This window comes from Pseudomonas sp. R84 (assembly GCF_009834515.1).
Taxonomy (GTDB): Bacteria; Pseudomonadota; Gammaproteobacteria; order Pseudomonadales; family Pseudomonadaceae; genus Aquipseudomonas.
In genome coordinates this window covers 2024927-2046434 of the sequence record NZ_CP019426.1, presented here as the reverse complement: position 1 = coordinate 2046434, position 21508 = coordinate 2024927, and the positions used below count along the sequence as shown (strand labels likewise).

At 56.8% G+C, this 21508-nt stretch carries 22 protein-coding genes and 1 pseudogene; 14 read left to right on the top strand and 9 right to left on the bottom strand.

Annotated features, from left to right (window positions below; genetic code table 11):
* Positions 1–14: 14 nt before the first annotated feature.
* Positions 15–248, bottom strand: coding sequence for a hypothetical protein (locus PspR84_RS09260; protein ID WP_160057009.1), 234 nt, complete (start codon positions 246–248; stop codon positions 15–17).
* Positions 249–299: 51 nt separating this feature from the next.
* On the opposite strand from PspR84_RS09260, the gene PspR84_RS09255 reads away from it, so the two are divergent.
* Both PspR84_RS09255 and PspR84_RS09250 read left to right on the top strand, forming a co-directional pair.
* Positions 300–578, top strand: coding sequence for a DUF3509 domain-containing protein (locus PspR84_RS09255; protein ID WP_008080936.1), 279 nt, complete (start codon positions 300–302; stop codon positions 576–578).
* A gap of 442 nt (positions 579–1020) precedes the next feature.
* Positions 1021–2016 carry an IS110 family transposase gene (locus tag PspR84_RS09250; RefSeq protein ID WP_160057007.1) on the top strand — a complete coding sequence of 332 codons (996 nt, stop codon included), beginning with the start codon at positions 1021–1023 and terminating at the stop codon, positions 2014–2016.
* Positions 2017–2049: 33 nt separating this feature from the next.
* On the opposite strand, the gene mtnC is transcribed toward PspR84_RS09250, so the two are convergent.
* The 5 genes from mtnC to aroC form a co-directional block, all read right to left on the bottom strand.
* Positions 2050–2733 carry an acireductone synthase gene (mtnC, locus tag PspR84_RS09245; RefSeq protein ID WP_160057004.1) on the bottom strand — a complete coding sequence of 228 codons (684 nt, stop codon included), beginning with the start codon at positions 2731–2733 and terminating at the stop codon, positions 2050–2052.
* Between the two features lie 4 nt (positions 2734–2737).
* A complete protein-coding gene (locus tag PspR84_RS09240) occupies positions 2738–3283 on the bottom strand; it encodes an acireductone dioxygenase (protein ID WP_039763876.1) in 546 nt (181 codons plus the stop codon).
* A 94-nt stretch (positions 3284–3377) separates the two neighbouring features.
* Positions 3378–4004, bottom strand: coding sequence for a methylthioribulose 1-phosphate dehydratase (locus PspR84_RS09235; protein WP_129391306.1), 627 nt, complete (start codon positions 4002–4004; stop codon positions 3378–3380).
* Complete coding sequence (locus tag PspR84_RS09230) at positions 4001–5146, bottom strand: MFS transporter (protein ID WP_160057002.1); 1146 nt, start codon at positions 5144–5146, stop codon at positions 4001–4003. The genes PspR84_RS09235 and PspR84_RS09230 overlap by 4 nt, the downstream gene beginning before the upstream one ends.
* Before the next feature lie 31 nt (positions 5147–5177).
* A complete protein-coding gene (gene aroC / locus PspR84_RS09225; RefSeq protein WP_007914036.1) occupies positions 5178–6269 on the bottom strand; it encodes a chorismate synthase in 1092 nt (363 codons plus the stop codon).
* Positions 6270–6399: 130 nt separating this feature from the next.
* Between aroC and PspR84_RS09220 the strand changes: the two genes are divergently transcribed.
* Together PspR84_RS09220 and PspR84_RS09215 are read left to right on the top strand one after the other, a co-directional pair.
* Positions 6400–7353: an alpha/beta fold hydrolase gene (locus PspR84_RS09220; RefSeq protein ID WP_160057000.1), complete on the top strand. Its 954-nt coding sequence runs from the start codon at positions 6400–6402 to the stop codon at positions 7351–7353.
* Between the two features lie 99 nt (positions 7354–7452).
* A complete protein-coding gene (locus PspR84_RS09215) occupies positions 7453–8244 on the top strand; it encodes a hypothetical protein (protein ID WP_150794495.1) in 792 nt (263 codons plus the stop codon).
* Positions 8245–8333: 89 nt separating this feature from the next.
* On the opposite strand, the gene prmB is transcribed toward PspR84_RS09215, so the two are convergent.
* Complete coding sequence (prmB, locus tag PspR84_RS09210; protein WP_160056998.1) at positions 8334–9242, bottom strand: 50S ribosomal protein L3 N(5)-glutamine methyltransferase; 909 nt, start codon at positions 9240–9242, stop codon at positions 8334–8336.
* A gap of 238 nt (positions 9243–9480) precedes the next feature.
* On the opposite strand from prmB, the gene PspR84_RS09205 reads away from it, so the two are divergent.
* The 3 genes from PspR84_RS09205 to PspR84_RS09195 all read left to right on the top strand — a co-directional run bounded on the left by PspR84_RS09205 (position 9481) and on the right by PspR84_RS09195 (position 11154).
* On the top strand, positions 9481–10071 hold the full coding sequence (locus tag PspR84_RS09205) for a cysteine hydrolase family protein (protein ID WP_007914026.1): 591 nt from the start codon (positions 9481–9483) through the stop codon (positions 10069–10071).
* Positions 10072–10201: 130 nt separating this feature from the next.
* Positions 10202–10522: a hypothetical protein gene (locus tag PspR84_RS09200; protein ID WP_007914024.1), complete on the top strand. Its 321-nt coding sequence runs from the start codon at positions 10202–10204 to the stop codon at positions 10520–10522.
* Between the two features lie 74 nt (positions 10523–10596).
* Entirely contained in the window at positions 10597–11154 is a 558-nt protein-coding gene (locus PspR84_RS09195; protein ID WP_127926454.1) for a Smr/MutS family protein, read from the top strand.
* Between the two features lie 142 nt (positions 11155–11296).
* Here the strand turns inward: PspR84_RS09195 and PspR84_RS09190 are convergent, their stop codons facing one another.
* Entirely contained in the window at positions 11297–11917 is a 621-nt protein-coding gene (locus PspR84_RS09190; RefSeq protein WP_238785241.1) for a hypothetical protein, read from the bottom strand.
* Between the two features lie 249 nt (positions 11918–12166).
* On the opposite strand from PspR84_RS09190, the pseudogene PspR84_RS29590 reads away from it, so the two are divergent.
* The 3 genes and pseudogenes from PspR84_RS29590 to PspR84_RS09180 form a co-directional block, all read left to right on the top strand.
* Positions 12167–12416: pseudogene (locus PspR84_RS29590) on the top strand (site-specific integrase); the annotation flags it as partial.
* A gap of 22 nt (positions 12417–12438) precedes the next feature.
* On the top strand, positions 12439–12984 hold the full coding sequence (gene folE, locus PspR84_RS09185) for a GTP cyclohydrolase I FolE (RefSeq protein ID WP_019826593.1): 546 nt from the start codon (positions 12439–12441) through the stop codon (positions 12982–12984).
* Between the two features lie 104 nt (positions 12985–13088).
* The gene (locus tag PspR84_RS09180) at positions 13089–13460 is read left to right on the top strand and encodes a glutathione S-transferase N-terminal domain-containing protein (RefSeq protein WP_160056996.1); all 372 of its coding nucleotides are present in this window, start codon (positions 13089–13091) and stop codon (positions 13458–13460) included.
* Positions 13461–13621: 161 nt separating this feature from the next.
* Here PspR84_RS09180 and PspR84_RS09175 read toward each other — a convergent pair whose 3' ends face one another.
* Entirely contained in the window at positions 13622–14788 is a 1167-nt protein-coding gene (locus PspR84_RS09175; protein ID WP_160056994.1) for a PLP-dependent aminotransferase family protein, read from the bottom strand.
* A gap of 82 nt (positions 14789–14870) precedes the next feature.
* Between PspR84_RS09175 and PspR84_RS09170 the strand changes: the two genes are divergently transcribed.
* From PspR84_RS09170 to PspR84_RS29585, 4 genes are all read left to right on the top strand, one after another.
* A complete protein-coding gene (locus PspR84_RS09170; RefSeq protein WP_160056992.1) occupies positions 14871–15317 on the top strand; it encodes a MarR family transcriptional regulator in 447 nt (148 codons plus the stop codon).
* 291 nt (positions 15318–15608) lie between these two features.
* Positions 15609–16958, top strand: a complete 1350-nt coding sequence (locus PspR84_RS09165; protein WP_160056990.1) for an NCS2 family permease — start codon at positions 15609–15611, stop codon at positions 16956–16958.
* Positions 16959–17046: 88 nt separating this feature from the next.
* Complete coding sequence (locus PspR84_RS09160; RefSeq protein WP_038366975.1) at positions 17047–17676, top strand: LysE family translocator; 630 nt, start codon at positions 17047–17049, stop codon at positions 17674–17676.
* A 230-nt stretch (positions 17677–17906) separates the two neighbouring features.
* Positions 17907–21452: a calcium-binding protein gene (locus PspR84_RS29585; RefSeq protein ID WP_238785239.1), complete on the top strand. Its 3546-nt coding sequence runs from the start codon at positions 17907–17909 to the stop codon at positions 21450–21452.
* The last annotated feature ends 56 nt before the right edge of the window (positions 21453–21508 follow it).

Genomic DNA, 21508 nt, shown 5'->3' with positions numbered 1-21508 from the left:
AGATCGAAAATACGTCAGCGCTTCTCAGACTGTACACGCGGTTTTTGCAATGTTTTGTATCCGCTGATCGGCCGAGGGCGGCGATGATCATCGGGTAAGCGATTGGTTCCGTTGTTTCGATAACGATCCCGCAAAATGCAGGATGCACGATGGCCATTCATGCAGTTTGCACGACGACCTGAATTTTCATTATTTATAACTAATTGATTTATAACGATAATTTTATTTTTAAATGCTGGCACAATCACTGCAACCTCCTTTGCATGCTTGCCATTCAAGTGCATACGGAGCTGAAAGACATGAGCCTGATCCAAGAAAAATTTACCTCCCTGTTCTCCAACTTCGACGTCACCACTGCGCCACGTCCCGATGGCGGGATCCTGCTGACTCTGCGCAGCAGCGACGGCAAAGTGTTTAAACGCGCACTGACTTATCAACAACTGCATGCCGGCGACCAACTGTCGTGGGCGATCAGTGCAATTCGCCGCGACCTGGCTGAACAGGCCAGTGAACTGCCGCAAATTGCCATGCTGCAGAGCCAGCAGCGTTTTGCCCTGCCGACTTATCACTCGCTGTAACTTCTAAAGCGCTTTAAACAAAACAGGCCGTGGAGCTCTCGCTTCACGGCCTGTTTTTTTATGCGCGATCTCCATCGCGATCGCGAACTCTTTGTAGGAGCTGCGGAACGCTGCGATCTTTTGATCTTTTTTTTAAGATCAGAATCAAAAGATCGCAGCCTTCCGCAGCTCCTTGTATGTTGCCCTCACACCAGTCAATTGAGATCTAAGCTCGCTGGTGCGGACATACGAAGATGTGTTTCTGGGGGAGACCGATCGCTCCTAAAGGCAGGACTTGCTCCTGACCTTGTCTGTAGAGAGGTCCCCCCGCCTCATTGCCCACCACGAAGAGTATCGAGAAGCCGACAAGTCGGACTTCGCATTACAAGGTTGCAGTGGCATGAAGTTCGAGGTCAGGGGAACCAGGATGCATTTCTAACCCAGTTCACTCGGAGTTGAAAGCATGAGCATGCATGTCGGTTTGGATGTGGGGTCTCGCACGACCGCCATGGGCTGGCGCAACGACGGCCGTTTTGCAGGGGCCTGCAACATCGACCAAACACCCGCCGGGCGCAAAGCAGCGGTCAACAGGTTGCTCGAGCTCAAGCCTTTATCCGTAGTGATGGAGGCCACCGGCATCTATTACCTGGATTTGGCCATGGAGCTCACCGCGGCGGGTTTGCCCGTTTCGGTTATCAACCCGAAGAGCTTTCATAACTTTGCCAAGCTGATGCTGAAAAACAGCAAAACCGATGCGATCGATGCCCAGTTGCTAGCCGAATACGGCGAACGCATGAGCCCAAAATTGTGGACGCCGCCCACGACCATACAGTTGGAACTGCGGGCTATCGGAAGGCATATCAATCGTTTGACGTGTCATCGCACCCGAGCCAAGAACGAGCTGCATGCGCTGAAAGCTACTCAAACAACCGTGAAAATGCTGATTGAAGACGAAGAAGAAGCCATTGAAGCTTTTGACAAGCGAATCGAGCGTTTCAGGCTCGCAGGTCGGGCGCTGATCGACAACTGCCCGACGCTAAGCGCCCAGTTTGGGCACATGATCGCAGCGCCGGGCATGGGCGAAATTTCAGTATTTGCGGCACTGGCTGAATTGACGACCTTGCCAGTGACACTTAAGTCCGCGCAGGTCAGCCGACATGCAGGACTCGATGTGCGGCTTACGCAATCAGGTACCAGCATCGATAAACCTGGGCGGATAAGTAAGGGCGGAAACACCTACCTACGTTCAGCGATGTACATGCCAGCGCTGACTGCCATACGTTGCGACAGCAACGTGAAAGCCTTTTACGAAGCGTTGATCGGGCGAGGGAAGAGAAAGATGCAGGCTATCGTCGCCGTCATGCGCAAATACCTGACCGGCTTGTGGGCCTGCATGCGAGCCGGCGAAGATTTCAATACGGCCAAGCTTTTTTGCGCAAAAGATCTCGCAAAAGCTTGACCGTGAACAGAGTATCTACAGGGATTGTGTGGGTTAGAAGGCTTCGGGTTCGATGCCGGTGAAGGTGTCGACGGTGATGTGGCTGCCCAGCTCGCCGCCTTCGCGAGCCAAACCGCAGGTTTGCAGGCCGGCAGACTGCGCGGCGTCGAGTTCTTCGACGATATCCGAGAGGAACAGGATTTCTTCGGGTTCGACGCCAATGGCTTTCTGGATATTGGTGTACGACTGCGAATCGCGCTTGGGCCCCGACGTCGTGTCGAAATAGCCGCTGAACAGCGGTGTCAGATCCCCCGCCTCCGAGCAGCCGAAAATCAGCTTCTGCGCCTGAATCGAGCCCGACGAGTACACAAACAGTTGATAACCCGCCTGATGCCATTGCTTGAGCGCTTCAACGGCATCCGGATAAACATGCCCTTTCAACTGCCCGGCGTGATAACCCTGGGCCCAGACCATGCCTTGCAAGGCCTTGAGCGGAGTGGCTTTGCGATCTTCCTCGATCCAGCTCAAGAGGATTTCAACAACCCGTTCAACATCCGCCTGCGGTGCATTGCTGTCACGGCGCACGGCATCAAGTTGCTCGGCGACATCGGCACGCTCGGCGTTCTGACGGACAAAGTCCGGCAGGTGTTTAGCGGCATACGGAAACAGCACGTCGAAGACGAAACTCACCGCGCTGGTGGTGCCTTCGATGTCAGTGACAATGGCTTTGATCGACATCGAATCAGTCCTCCAGTCGCGGGAAACGACCGGCGATGTCTTCGCCGGTGAAATTGGCAACCCAGCCTTCAGGGTTGTTGAACAGACGGATCGCGACAAAGTGCGGATGCTCGCCCATGTCGAACCAATGCTTGGTGCCGGCCGGCACTGAAATCAGGTCGTTCTTCTCACAGAGCACGGCGTAAACGTAATCGTCGATGTGCAAGGTAAACAGCCCACGGCCAGCAACGAAAAAGCGTACTTCGTCTTCGCCATGGCGGTGTTCTTCAAGGAACTTGGCGCGCAGTTCGGCTTTTTGCGGGTGATCACTGTTCAGGCTGATCACGTCGACAGTAATGTAACCGCGCTCGGTCATCAGCTTGTCGATCTGCTCTTTATAAGCGCTGATCACTTCTTCCTGGGTGGCGCCGGGCTGGATCTTTGCGGCGGCTTGCCAGCGGTCGAAGCGCACGCCCTGTTCGGCCAGGGTCGAGGCGATGTCTTCAAAGTGGGTCAGCACTTTGTTGGGAATCTCGGGGCTGGAGACGTGATAGACGGACAGGCTGCTCATTGGGGCAATTCCTCGGTATCAGCCTTGCCGTCCGGTTCTTGCAGACCGGTCGGGCACAGCATTTCATCAGGCAAATGGGCTGCTTCTGGTGAAGTCAGCCTTGGCGGTTCATGACGCTGCGGGTTTTCAACTCGCATTCAAACAAAAATTCAAAAGCCTCGATCTGTCGCAGCGCGTCGTTCATCTGCGCACCCCAGGTGTAGAGGCCGTGGCCGCGAATCAGATAACCGACGCAATCGGGATGGGCGTCGAGCCAAGGCTGCACCTTGGCGGCGAGGCGCGCAATGTCCTGATCGTTGTCGAAAATCGGCACGCGCACCCGCGATTCGTGGGTCGAGATGCCGCTGAAGGCTTTTTGCAGTTCGTAGTCTTCGAACTCGATAAAGTCTTCCGGGGTCAGGCGCGACAACACCGTGGCGTTCACCGAATGAGTGTGCAGCACTGCGCCGATCTCCGCCCGCCAGCTGTAGAGCTGGGTGTGCAGCAGGGTTTCGGCGGACGGTTTTTTACCCGGCTCCAGACTGTTGCCGGAAAGGTCCGTGGCGAGCACATCGTCCAGGCCCAACTGGCCCTTGTGCTTGCCGGATACGGTCAGCAGCGCTTCGCTCGGCGACAGGCGCGTCGAGTAATTACTGCTGGTGGCCGGCGACCAGCCGCGACCATAAAGAAAGCGCCCGGCGTCGACGATTTGCTGGGCGAGTTGTTCACGCGTAAGGCTCATGGCCTGTCCTCTTGCATACGTGTGGCAATGATAACGGCAGCAGCGAGCGCCGCGAGACTGGCAATACTAAAGGTCAATGTCGCGCCGAGGGCATTCCAGCTGTAACCGGAATACAACGCGCCGAGCGCACCACCGGTGCCGGCCAGTGCTGCGTACAACGCCTGGCCCTGCCCTTGCTGGCGGGCGCCGAAGCTACGTTGCACGAACGCGATGGCAGCGGCGTGAAAACTGCCGAAGGTCGCCGCGTGCAGAATCTGCGCGAGCAACAGCACCCACAGAAACTCGGCGAACGAACCTAGCAGCAACCAGCGCAGCGCCGCCAGCAGAAAACTCGCCATCAGCACGCGGCGCAGGGAAAACCGCGCAAGAATCCGGCTCATGGCCATGAACATCAGCACTTCGGCGACCACGCCCACGGCCCAGAGCATACCGATGGTGCCGCGTGTGTAGCCGAGTCGTTCGAGGTGCAAGGTCAGAAAGGTGTAATACGGGCCGTGGCTCATTTGCATCAGCGCCACACAGCCATAGAACGCCAGCACGCCGGGATTGCGCAGTTGCTTGAGGAAGCCCTCACTGCTCGGCCGATTGCCTTGCGGCGGTTGCGCATTCGGCACCCACAGGCTGCTGAGGACGATGCCGGCCATGATCAACACCAACGCCGCCGGATAAATGTCGAGGCTCAGCCATTCGAACAGCCGCCCCAACACAACCACGGTGATAATGAAACCGATCGAACCCCACAAACGAATCTGGCTGTAACGCGAGGTCTGCCCTTGCAAATGCGCCAGGGTGATGACTTCAAACTGCGGCAGCACCGCGTGCCAGAAGAATGCGTGCAGCGCCATGACCATCGCCAGCCAGGCGTAGGTCTTGCTGACGAAAATCAACGAGAAGGTCAGTAGTGTGCACACCGCGCCAAAGCGCACGATGGCCAGGCGTCTGCCGGTGTAATCGCCGAGCCAGCCCCAGATGTTCGGCGCCACGCAGCGCATCAGCATCGGAATGGCGACCAGCTCACCGATGCGCGCCGGACTGAAGCCGAGATGGTCGAAGTACAGCGCCAGAAACGGCGCTGTCGAACCGAGCAAGGCGAAATAGAACAGATAGAAACTGGACAGCCGCCAGTAAGGGAGCGCCGTCACGGTTATGCCGCGACAGCTTTAGAACCTGCCATCAAAGCTGACCCAGCACCGGCGTGCTCACGCGCACATCGGCGTTCTGGCCACGGTGACGCAGCAGGTGATCCATCAGCACAATGGCCATCATCGCTTCGGCGATCGGCGTGGCACGAATGCCGACGCAAGGGTCGTGACGCCCCTTGGTGATCACGTCCACCGGATTGCCGTGGATGTCGATCGATCGACCCGGGGTGGTGATGCTGGAAGTCGGCTTCAACGCCAGATGCGCAACGATCGGCTGACCGGAGGAAATACCGCCGAGAATGCCGCCGGCGTTGTTGCTGAGGAAACCTTCCGGAGTCATTTCATCGCGGTGTTCGGTGCCGCGCTGCGCGACCGAGGCAAACCCAGCGCCGATTTCCACGCCTTTCACTGCGTTGATGCTCATCAGTGCGTGGGCCAGTTCAGCGTCGAGGCGGTCGAAAATCGGCTCGCCCAGACCTGGCATGACGCCTTCGGCGACCACGGTGATTTTTGCGCCGACCGAGTCCTGGTCGCGACGCAATTGATCCATGTAGGCCTCAAGCTCAGGAACCTTGTCCGGATCCGGGCTGAAGAAGGCGTTCTCTTCCACCGAATCCCAAGTCTTGAACGGGATTTCGATCGGACCGAGCTGGCTCATGTAGCCACGAATGACGATGCCTTGGGTTGCCAGATATTTCTTGGCAATCGCACCGGCCGCTACGCGCATCGCGGTTTCGCGGGCCGAACTGCGGCCACCGCCACGGTAGTCGCGCTCACCGTATTTATGGTGGTAGGTGTAGTCGGCGTGGGCCGGACGGAACAGGTCCTTGATCGCCGAGTAGTCCTTGGACTTCTGGTCGGTGTTGCGGATCAGCAAGCCGATCGAGCAACCGGTGGTGCGCCCTTCGAACACGCCGGAAAGGATTTCGACTTCGTCGGCTTCCTGACGCTGGGTGGTGTGGCGGCTGGTGCCTGGCTTGCGGCGATCAAGGTCGCGCTGCAGGTCTTCGAGGGAGATCTCCAGGCCCGGCGGGCAGCCGTCGACAATGGCGACCAACGCCGGACCATGGCTTTCGCCAGCGGTGGTGACAGTGAACAACTTGCCGTAGGTATTGCCGGACATGCAGGACGCTCCGTGAAATCAAACCCAAATTCGTGATGCGCGCCAGTATACGCAGGCTAACCGAGTAGTTCATCCTCGAACCTTAGTGGTGCTGGCGAGTCCAACCGGCACCTTGGCGAATGATGGCGTGATGATGCTGCGAGTTTTGATCTTGAGTCTTACCCTGTTTACGGGCTTTGCCCAAGCGACGGTCCTACAACGCCCGGTCACTTTGGATACCGGCACCGGCGAACTTTTCGGTTCGCTGCTGCTGCCAAAATCTGACAACCCGGTGCCGGTTGTCCTGATTATTTCTGGCTCGGGTCCTACGGACCGTGACGGAAACAACCCCGACGGTGGGCGCAATGACAGCCTCAAGCGCCTGGCCTGGGTGTTGGCCAAACACAACATTGCCAGCGTGCGTTACGACAAACGCGGTGTTGCCGCGAGTCTCGCTGCGACGCCGGATGAGCGCAATTTGTCGATAGAAGCCTACGCGGCGGACGCGGTGGCATGGGGGCAGAAGCTCAAGGCCGATCCGCGTTTCGGCAAATTGATTCTGCTCGGGCACAGCGAAGGCGCGCTGATTGCCAGCCTCGCTGCGCCGAAAGTCGATGCAGCGGCGGTGATTTCTCTGTCCGGCAGCGCCCGTCCGGTCGATCAGGTGATCCGCGAGCAACTGGCCCGCAGCCTGCCGCCACCGCTGATGCTGCGCAGTAACGAACTGCTCGACAGCCTCAAGGCTGGCCACACCGACGACAATGTTCCGCAGCCGTTGCAGGTGATTTTCCGCCCGAGCGTGCAGCCGTATCTGATTTCACTGTTCCGCCAGGACCCGGCAAAAGCGTTCGCGCAATTGAAGATGCCGGCGCTGATTGTTCAGGGCAGCAACGATATCCAGGTTGGCACCGAGGACGCGAAACGCCTCAAAGCCGTCAAACCGGACGCCGATCTGGTGGTGATCGAAGGCATGAACCACGTCATGCGCATCGTGCACAACGATATGAAGCGGCAATTGGCTTCGTACAAGGATCCAAATTTGCCGCTGGCGGCGGAACTCGGCGCGAAGATCATCGAGTTTATTGACGGACTTCGCACCCGTTAAGCGCGGTTTACCCTCTAGTCCTGCAAAAAACGGCCGATAAGCCTTTGTCGCCAGCGCAATGGCTGGCGACAAGCAGGGCTTGGACAGGATCTCGCCGTTATGACTGATACCCCGACTTCACCCGACACCACCGCTGAAAAAGACGCACCGCCAGCGGTCGAGCTGCCGTGGGCGGATGTCCACGTCGAGCACCACAAGATGCTCCGCCTGGCCCCGCTGCAGACCGACCGCAACACCGGCGGTCGCCCTTTGCGCTTCGTCGAATTCGGCTATGCCGAGCGCAACAGCAAAGAAAAAAGCCTGATGCGCATGGCCATCAAACTGCCCGGCCAGCGTGTGCGCAAAGAGCAGAATCAACTGGACGTGTGGGTTGATCACACGACCAAGCGTGTGCACTTCGGCCCGGACAGCGGCTTGCAGATCGAACCGATGAACCGTGGCATTGGCCGCTATATGGCCGCGCAAGGCATCAATTGGGCGAAAAAGCGCTGGCCGACCTACACCGTCGACGGCATGGATTTGAACAACAAGGACGCGCTGAACGAAGACACGCGTCTGCGTCGCGATCATTTCCTGCGTGTGCATGGTTTTGATGTGGTCTATGCCGATGCCCAGCATTTGAAGGGTAGCGTCAAGGAAGTGCAGGTTGGCGATCTGCTCGGTGACTGGAACAGCGAAAAGCTGCAGATCGTCGAAATTCTTGAAGCGGCGCAGATGCTTCAGCAAGCGGAGCAAAATCTGGCCGAGCAGGAAGTGAAGCTGAAGAAGCAGGAAGACAAGGTCAGCAAGTTCAAGCGTGAAGACGCCGGGCTGCGTTTCACCATCACTTGTCTGGTGGCGTTTGCAGTGTTTCAGGCAGGGTTGTTGATCTGGATTGCCACGCACCGGTAGATCAAAAGATCGCAGCCTTCGACGGCTCCTACACGGGATGGTGTACCCCCTGGAGCTGCCGAAGGCTGCGATCTTTTGCTTTTAACGGGTCAGACGCGGGAAGCGAACAAGGCCTGATGATCGCGGCACTGCTCCGCCGTCAGCATGAACACGCCATGCCCGCCGCGCTCGAACTCGAGCCAGGCGAAATCGACTTCCGGGTACAGCGCGTCAACGTGTACCTGGCTGTTGCCCACTTCAACGATCAGCAAGCCCTTCTCGGTCAGATGATCGGCCGCTTGAGCCAACATCCGTCGAACCAGATTCAGACCATCATCGCCACACGCCAGACCCAGCTCGGGCTCATGTTGATATTCGTCCGGCATGTCGGCGAAATCTTCCGCATCCACGTAAGGCGGGTTCGACACGATCAGGTCGAAACGCTGACCCGGCAAACCATCAAATCCATCGCCCTGCACGGTGTACACGCGCTCATCGACACCATGACGCTCGATGTTCTGATTGGCCACTTCCAGCGCTTCGAACGACAGATCCGCCAGCACCACTTCGGCGTCCTGGAACTCGTAGGCGCAGGCGATACCGATGCAACCGGAGCCGGTGCACAGGTCGAGAATCCGCGCAGGTTCGGTGCCGATCCACGGGGCGAAGTGTTTTTCGATCAATTCGCCAATCGGCGAACGCGGGATCAACACACGCTCATCGACGATAAACGACATGCCGCAGAACCACGCTTCACCCAACAGATAAGCGGTGGGAATGCGTTCTTCGATGCGGCGCTTGAGCAGTCGCTGCAGGTTGACCAGCTCGTCGTCTTCCAGCGCGCAATCGAGATAGCTGTCGGCGATTTCCCACGGCAGGTGCAAAGCTCCCAGCACAAGCTGCCGGGCTTCGTCCCAGGCATTGTCGGTGCCATGGCCGAAAAACAGATCCTCCCCATGGAAGCGGCTGACGGCCCAACGGATATGGTCACGCAGGGTACGAAGGCGGGAAGTGATCACGGCGCAGAACTCCAGAAAAAACGACTGGCGATTCTACCAGCCAAAACGCCTGACGACGACGCGGGAAAAACATCGCGCGACAGTAGGAGTTTTCTGTTTTTTGCATCAGCTATTGAACAGAACGTGTAACTTGACAAGGCTGCAGGCCAATAACGACGGTGCCTACGATGGTAGCGATTCACAGAACCGCTCAGCCAGAGGACAATGTCGCAAAAGCCCCACCCCAAGGAGCCCCAGAATGTCCGTTCCAAAAACGATGTTTCAACTCAGCGGTCGCGGTTACGCAGCGGCCACACTGAGCCATGCCACCGTGGTCATCATCGATGCCCAGAAAGAGTATCTCAGTGGCCCGCTGGCCCTGAGCGGCATGGACGCGGCCGTCGCGAACATCAAACAAGTGGTTGCCGCAGCCCGTGCAGCCGGTCGGCCGATCGTGCACGTGCGTCATCTCGGCACCGTCGGTGGCCTGTTCGACCCACAGGGTGAACGCGGCGAATTCATCCCGGGCCTCGAGCCACAAGGCGATGAAACCATTATCGGCAAACTGCTGCCGAGCGCCTTCCATGGCACCGAGTTGCTCGATCGTCTGCAAAACCTTGGCTCGCTGGACTTGATCGTCTGCGGGTTCATGAGCCACTCCAGCGTCAGCACCACCGTGCGTGCGGCGAAGAACCTGGGTTTCCGTTGCACCCTGGTGGAAGACGCCTGCGCCACCCGCGACTTGCCGTTCAAGGGCCGCGTGCTCAGCGCCGCCGTGGTGCAGGAAGCGGAAATGGCGATCATGGCGGACAACTTCGCCACCCTCGCACTGACTCAAGACCTGATCTGATCTGCTCTGATGAGCGGCTCAGCACGCCGCTCATCCGCAAATTCCTCTCATTTGCCGCAAATGCCATAGCCTCAGGAACAACCCGGTCAACTCCCGGTCGAAGGGCCGATACCCATTGAGGAAGGTCGGAATGAAGTTATCCGATGGATTTGACGCACGCCGCTTGCGGCCCAAAGGCCAAAGCAACTGGCGTTTTCGATTCGGCGCGGCGATCGCGGCCATTCTGGCGACGTTTGGCGTGCTGCTGGCGATGGCCGGGGCGGCCAGCCTGCTCGGGCGCCCACCAGCGCTCGGTGACTTGAATGCCACGCCAATGGGCTCGGCAATCATTCTGGCGGTCGGTTTGCTGTTTCTGTATTTCGGTGTTGCTCTGTGGCGCCGCTGCCGCCGTCGCGCGCGGCAATCGCGGGAACTGAACATGTCCCCGCACCTGATGAAAAAACACGACTGAATCACCGGCCTGGCTTTTTGCCGGGCCGTTTTGTTTCGACTTGGGTAAACTGGCCGCCCTTCGCGGAGGCTGACATGCAAGACGACGATTTTTCCCTGTTCAAAAGTGCGATCCAAGGCGTCAAGCCGATCAAGCACGACCGCGCCGACACCGGCAAACCCAAGGCTGACCGCGCACAGATTGCCAAGCTGCGTCAGTCGGCCACCGTGCGCACTGACACCGCTACCGTTGATGGTCTGTCCGATCAGTTCGTGATAGACGTCGGCCCGGAAGACGAGTTGATGTGGGCTCGTGACGGGGTGCAGGAAAGTCAGATGCGCAAACTCAAGGTCGGCCAGATTCCGTTCGAGGGCAGCCTCGATTTGCATGGCATGAGTGTGGAAAAAGCCCGGGAAACCCTTTGGGCGTTTCTTGCCGAAGCGACCAAATTCGAAATCCGCTGCGTACGCGTCACCCACGGCAAGGCTGTGCGTCTGGACGGCAAGCGGCCGATGATCAAAAGCCACGTCAACACCTGGCTGCGCCAACATGCGCAGGTGCTGGGTTTCTGCTCGTGCCAGGCCAAACACGGCGGTGCCGGCGCGGTTTACGTGATGCTTAAACGCACGATGATGGAAGGTCGCGACGAATAATCCGCCCCCTCTGAAGCCCCGCATCGTTAGTCACGATGCAGGGCTTTCACTTTGCTGAAGCTGTTCGAATGGCGTTGCTGAACGGCAGCTCTCGGCAGTCGGCTTTGCACCCACTGCCAGCGCCCTTCGCGATAAGCGGGATTCAATGAGTGACAGGCGACAGCGCATCGTTCGCTGACGATGAGGGCACATAAACCGAATTGCTCTGCTCATGTTCCTCGTGGTGAGCCTTTTCGATACGGTACGCAAGTTCTTCTTCAAGGTTTTCATAGTCGACGTTTTTGCCGTCTTCGTCGCGCAGACCACCATAGTTGAACACGACAAGATGCTTACGAAAGCCTTTACCCTTGCGCGCACTTGGCATCTTGAAAAAGATCTTCCACCGGCTGTCGTTAAAGTTCGGCAGGGTGTCAGCCTTTTCGGCAACGATATGAAGTACGGTATTGAGCTGCATCTGAGCTATCCCGCTGTACGATTCGACCTCTGTGGCTTCAATCGATGTGTAGGGGACTAACCCATCAGCATTGAAAAACCAGATGCCTTTGTCCTTGAGGATCATCAAGGTTTGCGAACCCGCGTTGCGATTCAGCCACGCCATGCCCAAATACCATAACGAACACACCAGCAGCAGCGCAGCGATTCCATTGGAGTCCATACGGAACCCCTGGATGGCCATGACCAAGAATAAAACACCACCCAATAAAGCCCTCACAGGCACGCGGCGACGCTCGGTAAACGCCATATCATTGATTGTACTTTTCATGATTTTCCTTTGGCTAACGGGCGCGAAAATCGCATCCAGGTAATGCAAAAGGCCCTTTCGGGCCGTCGTTTCAATGAACCTTTCACTCAACGCTTGTTGCCTTCCACATGCCAAGGCTCAGCCTCGACACGCAGCCGCTCTGCGCGTTCTTTACACGGTAAAGGTGACCTGCGGCCCGCGATTTTACTCGATAAAATCGCTGAAGTGAGAGATCGGGTCTGGCGCTCTGGGTGTCGGTGAGCGTTTCAGGCCGCGCTGACCGAATTGGGGATTCGCGCCCGCCGGCAATACAACTGCCGACACACATACGCTACCATGTGCCTCATGGCGGGTATGAACCCTGCGTTTATTGCCACTCAGCTCGGTCATAGCGTTCAGATGTTGCTATCGACTTACGCACGATGGACCCCATTCCAGCACTGACTGGGGTGAACTCGGCAAGCTCGAAAACAGCTTGATTGGTACAAAATTGGTACAGACAGAAACAGTACCCCTCTGAAACCCTTATGGAATCAGCCCCTGTGACACTGGAACAGAACTACACCGCGATTCTCGGCCAATTGGGCGAGGACGTCTCCCGCGAGGGCCTGCTCGACACGCCAAAGCGTGCCGCCAAAGCCATGCAGTACCTCTGCCGCGGTTATGAACAGACGCTCGAAGAGGTCACCAACGGTGCCCTGTTCAGCTCCGACAACAGCGAAATGGTGCTGGTCAAGGACATCGAGCTGTACTCGTTGTGCGAACACCACCTGCTGCCGTTCATCGGCAAGGCGCATGTTGCGTACATCCCGAGCGGCAAAGTGCTGGGCCTGTCTAAGGTCGCGCGGATCGTCGACATGTACGCCCGTCGCCTGCAGATCCAGGAAAACCTCAGCCGTCAGATCGCCGATGCAGTGATGCAAGTCACCGGCGCGCTGGGCGTAGCCGTGGTGATCGAGGCCAAGCACATGTGCATGATGATGCGCGGTGTCGAGAAGCAGAATTCGTCGATGATCACTTCGGTGATGCTCGGTGAGTTCCGCGAAAACGCAGCGACTCGCAGCGAATTTCTCAGCCTGATCAAGTAATTCGCAGTACGAAAAAAACCGGCATTCATCGCCGGTTTTTTTTCGCCCGGGAAAAATCGGGTAAGCTGCGCGCCTTTCTTTATTTGCACCGTGAGGCTTTCAACGTGTTCGTCAAAGCGCTTCGTGTCGGCCTCGGCCAACTGGTTATCTTCATCGACTTCATCACCCGTCCGGGCAAGAAACAGCGCCCTGCCGAAACTCAGGCACAGGTCAACGCCGCTGCGAAGGGTCTGACCCTGTATCAGTTCCATGCCTGCCCGTTCTGCGTGAAAACCCGTCGTACGCTGCACCGCCTGAATGTGCCGGTGGCGCTGAAGGATGCGAAGAACAACGAGCAGGATCGTCAGGAACTGCTGGAACAGGGCGGCCGAATCAAGGTGCCTTGCCTGCGGATTGAAGAGAATGGCCAGACCACCTGGATGTACGAGTCCAAGGTGATTATTGATTATCTGGATAAGCGCTTTGCTGCTGTCTGAAGATTATTTGGTGGGTTGATTGACGCCTTCGCGAGCAGGCTCGCTCCCACCCTTTGGAATGCATTTCCACTGTGGGAGCGAGCCTGCTCGCGAAGAGGCCCTCTCAGCCACCGCAAATCCCAGACAAAAATAAACCGGCCCTCGAACCGGTTTATTTGTTTTCAGGCCGCTTTCTCTAGCTGCGCCTGCCGCACCACCGCCGCCAATCGCTTCAATCCCTCATCCAGTCGCGCCGGATCGATGTGGCTGAAGTTCAAGCGCAAATGCCCATGATGTTTATCTGGCTCGGGAAAAAACGGCTCCCCCGGCATAAACGCCACATCATTGGTCAACGCCTCGTTAAGCAACGTTCGCGTGTCCAGCGGTTGCTTCAGCGTCAGCCAGAAAAACAACCCACCCTGTGGCATGTTCCAATCCGCCAGATCAGAAAAATGCGTTTCCAGAGCCGCTTGAAAGGCATTCCGCCGCTGCCGATAGAAGCCGCGCAACTCACTCAAATGCTGCTGATACTTTTCAGTACCAATCCACTGCAACGCCTGCCATTGGCCGATGCGATTGGTGTGCAGATCCGCCGATTGCTTGAGTTTGAGCAAGTGCGGAAAAAGATCGGGACTGGCGATCAGATAGCCGACACGCAAACCCGGCAGCAGGGTTTTCGACACGGTGCCGGTGTAGATCCAACTGGACTTCTGCAGACGCCCGGCAATCGGCTTCGCGCTGCCACCGTCGAAAGTCAGTTCACGGTAAGGCTCATCTTCGATCAGGGTGACGCCAAACTCGTCGAGCAAAGCCGCTACCGCTGCACGCTTTTCTTCGCTGTAGCGCACGGCGGACGGGTTCTGGAACGTCGGAATCAGGTAGATAAACGCTGGGTGATGTTGCTCCAAACGCTCGCGCAACTGCGCCAGGTTCGGGCCGTCGGACTCCTGCGGCACGGTCAGGCAATCGGCGCCGAACAGCTGGAATATCTGTAGTGCGGCGAGATACGTCGGCGCCTCCAGCAAAATTTCCGTGCCCTTGTCGATGTACAACTTGGCCGCCAGATCGAGGGTTTGCTGGGAACCGCTGACCACCAGCACCTGACTCGCCTGACACTCCAGTCCAAGCGCCCTCGCCTCCGCCGCCAACGCTTCGCGCAACGCCGGTTCGCCTTCGCTCATGCCGTATTGGCCAAGAGACAGCGGCATGTCGGCCCATTCAACCTTGGGCAACATGGCTTCAGCAGGCAAGCCGCCAGCGAACGACATGACCTCCGGGCGCTGGGCGGCGGCAAGGATTTCACGGATCAAAGAACTTTTAAGGCGCGAGACACGTTCGGAAAAGGCCATGGAGGTCACCGGTAGCGAGGCGGACGAAAAATGAGTCAAACTGGTTGACTGAAATTACGACAGCTTGAGCGAGTACGTCAACATGATTGACCTTAAAAACCCATCCAGTCAGCAACAGGCGATGGAAGCGTTTTTCTTCGGCTATCAGGCCTTCACCGCCAAGGCTGATGAAATGCTCGAGCGCCGTGGGCTGTCGCGGGTGCATCAGCGCATTGTGTTTTTCATCGCGCGGTATCCGAATTTGAGCGTGAAGGAATTGCTGGGATTACTCGGCGTGAGCAAGCAGGCGCTGAACATGCCGTTGCGGCAGTTGCAGGAAATGCATCTGGTGGACAGCGTGGCGTCGGAGGCCGACAAGCGTAAACGCCTGCTGGAGCTGACGGCGGAAGGCGCGAAATTTGAACAGGCGTTGCGCCGTGAGCAGGTGAAATTGCTGGAGCGGGTGTTTGCCGAGGCTGGTGAAGCGGCGGTGAATGGCTGGTTGGCGGTGAATCTGGCATTGGGGAAAAGTCAGACGGCTCTCGATTGAATGGCACTGCTTCTTCGCGAGCAGGCTCGCTCCCACAGAGGAACGCATTTCAAATGTGGGAGCGAGCTTGCTCGCGAAGGGGCTATCAAGGGCGATATATCCCTATCGACGGAACTTTCGTAAACAAAACCAAAAACAATATTTGCTTTATTTGTACACAAAAGCATAATCCACAGCGTGCGAGTTCCTGACCGCATGGTCAACAAATTCGCGTATGCCTCAAAGGGCCGCTGCCACCCCTCATGGGTCCGGCCCTGGAAATAACAATAAAACTCTTGAGGAGTACTCGCTGTGGAAAGCCGCAAATCCGAAGCATCGACGCTGGACCTCTCGCCACCATTACGCAGTGGCTTGCTGGAACGTCTGTTTAAACTCAGCTTGCATGGCACCACGGTGAAGACCGAGCTGATTGCCGGTCTGACAACCTTCATCACCATGGCCTACATCATCTTCGTCAATCCGAACATCATGGCCGATGCCGGGATCGATCACGGTGCAGCCTTCGTCGCCACCTGTATCGCCGCTGCACTGGGCTGCCTGTTGATGGGCCTGTATGCCAACTGGCCAGTGGGTCTGGCGCCGGGCATGGGTCTCAACGCGTTCTTCACTTACACCGTGGTCGGCACCATGGGCTACAACTGGGAAACTGCGCTGGGTGCGGTGTTCGTCTCCGGTGTGCTGTTCATGATCCTGACTTTTTCGCGGATTCGTGAGTGGCTGCTCAACAGCATTCCGGTCAGCCTGCGCTTTGCGATGGGTGCTGGCGTTGGTTTGTTCCTCGGCCTGATCGGTTTGAAAACTGCAGGCATCGTCGTCGATAGCCCGGCCACACTGATCAAACTCGGCTCCCTGCGCGAACCTGGCCCGCTGCTCGCGGCCATCTGCTTTCTGATGATCGCGATCCTCAGCTATCACCGAGTCTTCGGCGCAATTCTCATCAGCATCATCACCGTGACCCTGGCCGGTTGGGGCCTGGGCATCGTGCACTACGAAGGAATCATGTCGACCCCGCCGAGTCTGGCTCCGACGTTCATGGCCATGAACGTCGCCGGCGTATTCAACGTCAGCATGATCAGCGTGGTATTGGCCTTCCTCTTTGTGCACATGTTCGACACCGCCGGTACCCTGATGGGGGTCGCCCAGCGCGCCAATCTGGTGAACGCTGACGGCCGCATCGAAAACCTCTCCCGGGCGATGAAAGCCGACAGTGCCTCCAGCGTATTCGGTGCCGTGGTTGGAGTTCCTCCAGTAACAAGCTATGTGGAAAGTGCTGCCGGTGTCGCCGCTGGTGGTCGGACTGGTCTTACCGCAGTCACCGTAGGTGTGCTATTTATAGCGGCAATGTTTTTCGCACCGCTGGCCGGCATGATTCCCGCTTATGCCACCGCCGGTGCACTGATCTACGTTGCGATGCTGATGATGGGCGGCATGGCCCACATCGAATGGGAGGAAGCGACTGACGCTATCCCGGCCATCGTCACCGCGATCATGATGCCACTGACCTTTTCGGTCGCCGACGGCATCGCGCTGGGCTTCATCACCTATGTGGCGTTGAAGGCCGGGACCGGCAAGTACAAGGAAATTTCCGTGAGCCTGTGGGTGCTCTGCGCGATCTTCATCGCCAAGTTCATCTTCCTGTAAGCGCTACGCGGTTCAGGCTTCAAAACAGCCTCACCCTGACGGGTGGGGCTTTGTGCATTTTTCAATACAACAAAAAAGGAGGAAAGTGATGAGTCTGGAAACCTGGCTGCTGTTCAGCGGTGCTGCGCTGGTGGTGATCCTGATTCCGGGGCCACTGTCGTTGCTGATGATCAGCAACAGTCTGAATTATGGATTGCGCCGCTCGTACCCGGCATTTCTCGGCGGCGTATTCGCCTCGATCTGTTTGCTCAGTGCTTCGGCGCTGGGGCTGGGTGCCTTGTTGCTGGCATCGGAGCAATTGTTCAGCGCCTTGAAAATCGTCGGCGGGCTGTACCTGTTCTATCTGGCCTGGCAGAGCTGGCAGCAATCGCGCCAGCCATCGGTGGGCGCCGTCGTACCGCAAGCGGCAGCCGTTCCACGCTTTCGCGCATTGTTCGGACGCGCGTTTGTACTGGGTGCCAGCAACCCGAAAGACATCCTGTTTTTTGCCGCCTTCCTGCCACAGTTCCTTAGCGCCGAACAGCCCTTCCTGCCGCAGCTACTGGTGATGATCGCCACCTGGACCCTGCTGGATCTGCTGTGCAAGCTGGCCTACGGTCTCGGTGCCCACGGCGCTGCGCGTTACTTGCGCAGTGGCAAAGGACAAAGCTGGTTCAACCGGATCAGTGCCGGTTTATTCGGAGGCGCTGGCGCTGCATCGTTGCTCAGCAGTCACTGAAACGCGTGAATCACTGATCATTGTTTACCTGAAGCCATCCTGACTGCAACGCACAAGTCTGGATGGCTTTCGCAGCGACCGCTCGCGTTGCTCGTGACATATCCCCGCAATAAAAACCCCATCTCTGACGCGCAATACACAGCAACAACCCGTTGATGTACATCGTTCGAAAAGCGACCGTACTATCACGACTCGCGCAAACAAAAACCTGCCAGAACAAGGAAGTTCAAATGGCCACCATGATACGTAAAGCGTCATTGGAAACTGCGGAAATCACAGACGCTGTCGTCATCACTGACATGCGCTTTGAAAGTAATGAGCGTCATGCTTCGACCATTGACCTCAAACGCAGCCCTGATGAAACAACCAGCATAAAAGCCAAAAGCAAAGTAGATCAGTTGCAACTTGCCGACTCCGTATTCGGCCCGCTACAAATCGGCAACATTTCCATAACCCGAGCGTCTCTCGATGCCTTGGGTGCAACGTTTGCCGGCCAGCCGCTCAATGGCAAGAACACCTTCTTCAGGGTTCCCAAGCGATCTTTCATCAACGCGTTGCAATTCAGCGCTGTCGATATTGAACACTACATGAAGTCCTCAACGGGCCAGGACAGTTATTTATTGACGACACTGCTGTTCGAAATGGCCAGCGAACGTCCACTCAGCGCCCCTCACCTGATAAGAGAAAGTTCGAACGCCACTACAGACAAAGGCAGCTATCGCAGCAAACTGGTAAAACTACTGGGCTCCGCACAAAAACTTGACCTCTATCACGCAAACTTGCCCAAACATAACCCCCGCTGGGTGGGTGTGACAAAAAGCTATGCAACGCTCGGCTCAAGTGTCGGCATTCAGGGTTTCGGGATCTTCATGGGTTTGCGCGGCGTGGTGGATGCCATCAAAGCTGACAATACTACTGAGGTTGTAATCAACAGCGTGGGTATTGGCACGGAAGTCGGCTCCATCGCGGTTGACATCGCCGTCAGCAAAATTGCATCCAATATGCTCTCGGCCGGGCAAGGTGCCCTGCTGGATTTTGCCAAGACCCGGTTTGCGCTGAGGCTCGGCCGTTCCGGCGGTTTGATCGGCGGCGCACTGACATTGCCGTTCGATATCTTCACCGCCGTCAGATCGATCAATGCCGCTGAAAATGCAACCGGCAAAGAAGCCATGGATCATTACGTGAGCGCTGGATTGAGTATTACCAGCGCAGCCATGACGATCATCCTCGGCACCGCTGCGTTGGCAGGGTTTTCATTTGCAGGCCCGGTGGGGCTGGCGGCGGGAGCGATCCTGGCCATCGGATCGCAAATTTATGGCGCAGTGCGTGTGGTGGACGACATTGATGACTACATCGAACTGACCCTGGACGAACGCTGGCGTACAGGCTGGTTTTCGTTCTGCATGATGGATCCTGACCAAGCCGTGCAGAACCGCTATCTGCTGGCAAAAACCAGATTTCAACACGCGAAGCAATTGAAAGAAACAGCCAGAAAACTGCTGGATGGCCAGTTAAAGGACACCACCGAAGCCATTGTTAATGGCAAATTCGAAGTCCACCTCAAACCATCGCGGGTGCGCAAGCGCAACTGGTGGACCAAACAAGACAGCTGGGAAACGGTACAAATCCCCGAAATCAGGGGCGGCGATGATGTCATTGACGCCCGTGACGGTGTGACCAAGGACACGCCTGGGGCAGAACTGGGAACATCTGCCGAACACAAGGGCATTCTTTGGTTCATCAGCGATGGTCAGGATTCGATCAAGGGCGTCGAGGACAAGCCAAACAGCTTTCATTACCGATCGGGAAAAAAAGAGCTGACGGGGGGTGAGAAAAACGACCGCTTCGTGTTTGAGGGTGCAGGGGACCTTTTAGTACAGGATGTGCAGCTATCTGAATACTCGACATTGAAAGGAGGCGCAGGCATCGACACCCTTGTCCTGGCCGGAAACAACTACACCCGCCATACCGATAAAAAAGGCTATGACGTCGATCTGCTCGCACAAACCCTGCAGATAATCATCAACGACCCGTCTACCGAAGGGGCTGAAAAATATACGCTCCACAGCCTTCTTGAAAGTATCGAAAATGTTGAAACCGTAAGCGGTGCAATCAGTGTCGTAACTGGCTCAGAACAACGCAACGTTATTAATTCGCGCGGCGAGGACACTGTTAATGCGGGGGCTGGAAACGATCAAATCCATCTGTCATACCCGGGAGCAACAGCCTCCGGCGAAGCTGGCATTGACGAATACATCATTGACCATAAACCAGGCCGGATCTCCATCATAGAAGACGGAGCAGAGGAAAGTATCATCCTGCTCAACTGGAAATATGAACTGATCGATAGCTGGATAATCGAGAATGGCTCGCTGTTTATCAGTTCACGGTTCGCATTCGCGGACAACCCCAAAAGCGTCGTGGCCATCCAGAACGTCTATAAGAAAAACGAAAACAAATTCGTACTACAGAACAGCAAACTGACGTTCATGACCAGCGACGGCTACTCTTTAAAACTGCCTGATGCACATGACCTTCCCGAGAGTATCGACAATGACCACAAGCTCGAAATCGAGGTCGTCGTTGTAAAAAAAGGAACACCCGAAAGACCGCTTATCCTCCACGCTCCCGAGTGCTCGATCGAACATCAACGCGAGGCGAGTTACTACCTCCCAAGGTCCAGGAAAAATACTACATTCTGGTCGGTAAAGCGTGCCGAAGCGGTAGTCCGCCTGCATCTGGACTACGACATCAGTGAACTGACCAAGGTCGAAGCGCACTTTGGCTCCGGCGAGTGGAAAGCCAATCGAGAATTCTTTGTCGGATGTGACCTGCGTTATCACTTTGGCCAAAACACAATCAAGTTCAGGGATTTCGCCTATGCGGAAGGCGGATCTGACCCCCGAAACATGACCAGAATCCTGAGAACCATGGCCGCACGCCCCAACTACCGGGTTGTGCTCATTTTTAAAGGTGGCGTCACTGTCAATGCCGGACTGACACCCGAAACCGATGTGTGCCCCCTTGCAAGCCACAATCCGTATGGCTTTGATCGCTGGACAACGCCGCTTTCACTGCCGCTGCCACGTCGTGCGGATCAGACCTCTTTTGAATTACCGGACAGCAAACCCTTCAAATTCGACAGGGCGGGGTGCGGCTCGCTTTTTTCCTACCCCGAACAAACCTCGATCCAGAATCTTGAAGGTGCTGGCGCCACGTACCTGATACATCTGGTTGCCGATATAGCGATCAGACTCTCGACACCAGGAGCACTCGCGAACGCCCCAGAGCGATTGCCTTACTCGTCGACTTGGGATCTCGATGCGACAGCACTTGGCAAAGTCGAGATCAGGCTGGAAAACAACCAGTTGCACGTCGGCACCTGCATTATTCATCTGCCCGAATACGAAAGCGAAGACCTGATCGATCAAGTTCGCGTCATCACCGAAAAAGGTGTCGTCCATACCGTCGATCTTTCCTTCGACAGGGTTTACCTGGACGGCCTGGATGCACGGTTCTTTGAAGAGCCCGACTCGGCAAAAACATTGCCCGAAGCCTTCGCGGCAATGGCCAATAAAGAGATCAAAGTGAGAAATATCGTCCTTGCCGACAACCGGCCCGGAGCGCTGAGTTACAGCTTCCCCGCGCACGGCTGGATCCTGCGCAGCGACAAATCTCGCGTTGAATATTCCGCACTGCACGTGATCAACCGCTGCAGCCATCAAGATCTCACCCTCTTCACGCCGCCGCCCTTGATGAATGTGCCTGTCGCTTGACACGCCGTATACCAGGCGAACCCGATACCACGCGCGCACTCCGAAGTTGAAGTAAC